This window comes from Sulfurimonas sp. (assembly GCF_026988655.1).
Taxonomy (GTDB): domain Bacteria; phylum Campylobacterota; class Campylobacteria; order Campylobacterales; family Sulfurimonadaceae; genus Sulfurimonas.
This window is the reverse complement of the sequence record NZ_JALSKT010000071.1, coordinates 1-5691: the sequence shown is the minus strand read 5'-3', so window position 1 is coordinate 5691 and position 5691 is coordinate 1. Positions and strand designations below refer to the sequence as shown.

Sequence of the window (5691 nt, the reverse complement as noted above, 5' to 3'; positions counted from 1 at the left end):
CTTAACTGCTCTATACTCACTCCGTTGTCTTTGAGAAATTTTGAGATACTATCTGAGTGAGTATGTTCATACGGTTTTTCATAAACGATGCGTTTAATCCCCGAAGCGATAAGATTTTTACTACATTCACTACATGGTTCTAGCGTTACATAGATAGTCGCATCTTCTATGCTTATCCCTTTTCTGGCTGCCCAAATGATAGCATTCATCTCTGCATGAATTTCATAAGTTTTACTCCAGTCATGATGCTCAGAAGTATACTCACCCTTCCAATAATCACAACAGTTTGTGTACCCTGCCGGCGTTCCATTGTAACCCGTGCTTAAAATTCTGCCATCTTTAACAATGACGGCACCAACTTGTTTGGAAACACACTTAGAAGCTGAAGCAATCTCAGTTGCTATTTTTAGAAAAACAGTATCATTTAACATTCTCTTTACTCCGGCATTCTAATGATGTTTATATCTGCATTATCACGAAGTCTTGCAAAATAATCACCTAAAATTTGTTCACGCTTTTGTCCCATAATTGCATTGATTATCTGAGGTCGGATAGCGTCTATGGCTTCATCTTTAGCCGCAATAACAGACTTTACATAAAAACTCATAAAACCACCTTTTCCATTTGGAAGCACTGCAGTAAAAGTGTCAGGCGGAGTTTTTGCAAGCAAAGCAGCAAGTTCAGGGGAGATTTTGTTGTACTCTAGAGTTTGTTCACTAGAATTAATCTGCGGAGAGTAAAACATAGGATTGTGTACTTTTTCTTCAAGTAAAGCTTTATTGTTCGCATTGTAGATGATAACATCAAAAGAGCTTGGATGCTCAAGCTCTTTTTTATGCAGCTCATAAAACTCTTGCACCTCTTCATCACTCGGCTCACTGATAGATGTCATAGCAATTGCAGAGTAGAGTTTTTGACTTAAAAGTTTCTCTTTTATCTTCTCTTTTAAAGCAGAAGATGTCAGCCCGTTAGATTCACGTACCGCATCATAAAGTTCACTAATACTCAGATGATTTCGTTCTGCCATTTTTTTGATGTCAGCATAGACTTCACTGCTTGTAACAGAGATATTTCTCTTTTGAATCTCAAGTTCTTCGAGTTTTTTACGAATCAAAACCTCTGTAGCTTTTTTAGCATCCAAATGCGTCTCTTGCATAGCTTTTTCCACATCCAAAAGAGTGATAGCCTTATCTTCGACAACAACAGCGACACCATCATATATAGCTGCGTTTAGCATTGTAGTAAGTAGTAATGTAAGTAATATTTTAAGCATTTTCATCCATTTATACACAAAAAAATTGTTTTTATTTACAACTGCAAATAATAGTTTGCTATTTTACCAACCTTTAACCAACATTTGCCTAAAATTCTATTTATATTTTTTATATAAAAAGGTTTACATCATGGTTGTTACACGTTTTGCTCCAAGTCCTACTGGATACTTACATATCGGCGGTTTAAGAACTGCACTTTTTTCTTATCTTTGGGCAAGAAGAAATGGCGGAAAATTCTATCTTCGTATAGAAGATACAGATAAAAAAAGAAACTCACAAGCAGCTGCTGAAGCTATTTTAAATGCATTTGAGTGGCTTGGTCTTGAGGCTGATGGTGAGATAGTATACCAAAGCGAACGTGATGATATTTATGCAAAATATATCAAACAACTTTTAGATGAAGGCAAAGCTTACAAATGCTATATGTCAAAAGAAGAGCTTGATGCACTTCGCCAAACACAGATGGAAAACAAAGAACGTACAATGTACGATGGAAGATACCGTGATTTTGATGGAACACCTCCAGAGGGCATTGAGCCTGTTATCCGCATAAAAGCACCACAAACGGGTGAGATTATCGTGCATGATGGTGTCAAAGGTGATGTAAGCTTTCAAGCTGAAGATATCTTAGATGACTTTGTTATAGCTCGTGCTGATGGAAGCCCTACTTATAACCTTGTCGTAGCCATAGATGATGCTTTAATGGGGATAAATGAAGTCATACGTGGGGATGATCACCTCTCAAACACGCCAAAACAAATAGTCGTTTATGAAGCTCTTGGTTTTGATGTACCAAAATTTTATCATGTGCCGATGATTCACAATGCTCAAGGGAAAAAACTCTCTAAACGTGATGGCGCAACAGATGTAATGGCATATAAAGATATGGGTTATCTCCCTGAAGCACTTCTAAACTTTTTAGTACGTTTAGGCTGGAGTCATGGCGATCAAGAGATATTTTCTATGGATGAGATGAAAGAACTTTTTGACCCTAAAGATATCAACAAATCAGCCTCAATCTACAACACAGAAAAACTTGACTGGCTCAATGCTCACTACATCAAAAACACACCAAATGATACACTTGTTGCACTTCTCAAAGATTTTGATATGAAACTTGAAGAGCATGACAAAAAAGAGATTTTACTCGATGCACTCAAAGAGCGAGCAAAAACACTCAAAGAACTTGCAAATATGCTTGTTGAAATCCTTGATGCACCAACCCAGTACGATCCAAAAGCATCAAAAAAAGCTTTCAAAAGCAACGCTATAGAAGTACTTGAGAGATTTGCCAACAGCCTTGAAGAAGTACAAGAGTTACATCTTCCTGTTGATTATCATCATGTTATGGAAAAAGTTGTTAATGAGATGGAGATAGGATTTGGAAAAATTGGTAACCCACTCAGAGTTGCACTCCTAGGCAAGATGAGCGGTCCAGGGCTTGATGTCGTTATGGCAGTTTTAGGTCCTGATGAAACACTTGCTCGTATAGCAAAAGCTGTACTTGCTCACGCTCAAGACTAAAACAAGATACAATGCTAAAATGAAAAATGAACCCATAACAATCAAATCTATTTTCACTTTAGCATGGCATAAAAAACCAGCGCTTCTTTACGGGCAGCTTCTTACACTCCTTGCTATCATTATCAGCGTTCCTGTCCCTTTACTTCTTCCTGTTATGGTTGATGAAGTTCTCTTACATAAACCAGAGTATATTGTCCCTGCTATTGATAAAATTTTAGGCAGTGGCTCTGCTTTTTACTATATTGCTATTGTCGCTTTTGCGGTTATCTTTTTACGCTTTTTATACTACTATCTTGGTATTTTAACAACAAAAATCTTTACCAATATCTCAAAATATGTTACTTTTATGATAAGAAAACGCCTGCTAAATCATCTACAGCTTACTTCTATGAATGAGTATGAAACGCTTGGAAGTGGTGCAATTACTGCTAATCTCATAACCGATATCAACACCCTTGACACCTTTATCATGAGTTCTGCTTCACGTTTTGTTGCTTCAGTTCTCACCCTTTTAGTCGTTGGAATTGTGATGATAGCTATCAACCCTATATTGGGGATTCTCATCCTTTTTGTACAACCGATGATAATGTTTGTCAGTAAAAAGATGTCTGCAAAAGTTGGAGTCCTTAAAAAAGAAGAAAACAAAGCCATCGCAGATTTTCAAGAAGACATTGGTGAGACTTTGGAGCTTTTTGGACAGATAAAAGCAAGTAACAAAGAAGAGTACTTCTTTTCAAACGCAGTAAAACAAGCCAAAAAAATCAAAGACACTTCAAATGAGTTTAGCTTTAAAAGTGTCGCTTATGAAAAGCTCTCTTACACCATTTTTCTTTCTGTTTTTGAGCTTATCCGCGCTTCTGGTCTTTTACTTGTTGCCTATAGTGACTTGAGCATCGGGATGATGTTTGCCATGTTTGGCTATATCTGGTTTATTATGACACCGGTGCAAGATATCCTCTCTATGCAGTATAGTTACTCCTCTGCCAAAGCCGCCCTAGAGAGGATAAACAAAGTCCTTACGCTCAAAACAGAAAAAAGTGGAGATAAGATACTTCAAGACAAAAATGTTGATATAGAAGTAGAAGACCTCTGTTTTGCTTACACACCTCAAAAGCAGATACTTACTAACATTAGTTTTAAGATAAATGCAGCTTCAAAAGTTGCACTTATTGGGGCGAGTGGAAGTGGGAAAACTACCCTTGCGCAAATTATCTCAGGCTTTTATGAGAAAACATCAGGGGTACTCAAATACAATGATATTCCAAGCGAAGAGCTAGACAAACACTCCATAAGAGAAAAAGTTTTTTTAGTCTTACAGATGCCTATCCTTTTTAACTCCACACTGCGTTTCAACATTACTATGGGACGTGAAAATATCAGTGATGCTGACATTTATAAAGCACTTGAGATCGCTCAGCTAACAGATATGATGCGCTCCATGCCTGAGGGACTTGAAACCATAGTCGGACATCATGGCATCCGTCTCTCAGGTGGACAACGCCAACGTCTGAGCATTACAAGAATGATCATTGCCAACCCTGCTGTGGTTATCTTTGATGAGTCAACTTCTGCCCTTGATGTTCATACAGAAGCCAAACTCTTCGCGGCACTTGTCCCTATCTTAAAAGATAAAACAGTCATCACTATAGCCCATCGTTTAAGCACTGTAAAAAATTCTGATATGATTTATGTTCTCAATGAAGGCGAAATCGTCCAACGCGGAACACATCAAGAGCTTGAAGAGGAAGAGGGACATTACAGCGAATTTATCAAAGAACAACTTATCTAATGAAAAAAGCACAAGCAGCTCTTCTTTGCTGGTATGAAGACCATGGCAGGCACGAACTACCTTGGCGCAACACTCAAGACATCTACTGCGTTTACCTCAGTGAAATTATGCTCCAGCAAACACAGGTCCATCGTGTAAGAGACCAATACTATCCACAATTTTTAGAAAAATTCCCAACACTTCAAGCCCTTGGGAATGCACCTCTTGATGATGTTTTAGCAGCGTGGAGTGGGCTTGGCTACTACTCACGAGCACGAAATCTTCACAAAACAGCACAACTCTGCAGTGATGGACTGCCACAAACAAAACAAGAGTTATTAAAACTCCCCGGTATTGGAAGCTACACCGCAAGTGCTGTCTGCTCTTTTGGCTATCATCAAGCAGAGCCAGTAGTAGATACAAACATCGCAAGAGTAATAAAAAGATTTTTTGCACTCTCAAACGCAGTAGCAAAAGAGTTAGAGCGAAACGCAGTAAAACTCCTCAATACAACAGACCCAAGAAGTCATAATCTAGCCCTTATGGATTTAGGTGCAATGCTTTGCCTTCCTAAAAATCCAAAATGTACACTTTGCCCACTCCAAACGCAGTGTCAAGGAAAAAATGAACCTGAAATCTACACACAAAAGAAAAAAACTGTGTATGAAAATATGGAACTTTTTTATGGAATACTCAAAAAAGAGAACAAAATCGCTCTGATTCAAGCAGAAGGGAATATGTACAAAAATATGCTAACACTTCCAAGCATCGACCCAACAGAAGAAGACTTTTTAGCAAGTTTTAAACACTCCTACACAAAGTACAGACTTACAGTAAAACTCTATAAGCTTACAGAATCAGACAAAGAGTTCATCTGGCTCAATTTAGATGATATAGATAAAGCACCGCTCTCTTCTTTAACGAAAAAAGCCTTATTCACAGTTATGCGATAGCACCACCCTATTTCTTCCGCTTTCCTTAGCTTGGTAGAGTGCTTCATCAGCATACTTGTAGATGATTTTTGTATCTTCGTGATTTACTTTGTTTAAATAACAAAATCCTATGGAAACTGTAAGAAGACCTGATGGTTTATTGTATTTATGTTCTATCCCTAAGTTTTCTATC

Annotated in this window: 6 protein-coding genes; 3 read left to right on the top strand and 3 right to left on the bottom strand. The window is 37.8% G+C overall.

What is annotated here, in order from left to right; all coding sequences use genetic code 11:
• Window positions 1–431 (bottom strand): deaminase (locus MV052_RS07605; protein ID WP_297442672.1); only part of this gene is annotated, 431 nt, incomplete at its 3' end.
• A gap of 5 nt (window positions 432–436) precedes the next feature.
• Window positions 437–1273: a peptidylprolyl isomerase gene (locus MV052_RS07600; protein WP_297442669.1), complete on the bottom strand. Its 837-nt coding sequence runs from the start codon at window positions 1271–1273 to the stop codon at window positions 437–439.
• A 130-nt stretch (window positions 1274–1403) separates the two neighbouring features.
• On the opposite strand from MV052_RS07600, the gene gltX reads away from it, so the two are divergent.
• Genes gltX through MV052_RS07585 form a run of 3 tightly spaced genes read left to right on the top strand, consistent with a single transcriptional unit; the run spans window position 1404 to window position 5519 of the window.
• Window positions 1404–2798, top strand: a complete 1395-nt coding sequence (gene gltX, locus MV052_RS07595) for a glutamate--tRNA ligase (protein WP_297442667.1) — start codon at window positions 1404–1406, stop codon at window positions 2796–2798.
• A gap of 19 nt (window positions 2799–2817) precedes the next feature.
• Complete coding sequence (locus MV052_RS07590; RefSeq protein ID WP_297442664.1) at window positions 2818–4587, top strand: ABC transporter ATP-binding protein; 1770 nt, start codon at window positions 2818–2820, stop codon at window positions 4585–4587.
• Entirely contained in the window at window positions 4587–5519 is a 933-nt protein-coding gene (locus MV052_RS07585) for an A/G-specific adenine glycosylase (RefSeq protein WP_297442661.1), read from the top strand. The genes MV052_RS07590 and MV052_RS07585 overlap by 1 nt, the downstream gene beginning before the upstream one ends.
• On the opposite strand, the gene MV052_RS07580 is transcribed toward MV052_RS07585, so the two are convergent.
• Window positions 5499–5691: diguanylate cyclase (locus MV052_RS07580; protein ID WP_297442658.1), on the bottom strand; the 193-nt coding region annotated here is incomplete at its 5' end. The genes MV052_RS07585 and MV052_RS07580 overlap by 21 nt on opposite strands.

Bases quoted from the DNA above. Each gene is read 5' to 3' on its own strand.
- MV052_RS07600 (WP_297442669.1), bottom strand. From the start codon at position 1,273: ATGCTTAAAATATTACTTACATTACTACTTACTACAATGCTAAACGCA.
- gltX (WP_297442667.1), top strand. From the start codon at position 1,404: ATGGTTGTTACACGTTTTGCTCCAAGTCCTACTGGATACTTACATATC.
- MV052_RS07590 (WP_297442664.1), top strand. From the start codon at position 2,818: ATGAAAAATGAACCCATAACAATCAAATCTATTTTCACTTTAGCATGG.
- MV052_RS07585 (WP_297442661.1), top strand. From the start codon at position 4,587: ATGAAAAAAGCACAAGCAGCTCTTCTTTGCTGGTATGAAGACCATGGC.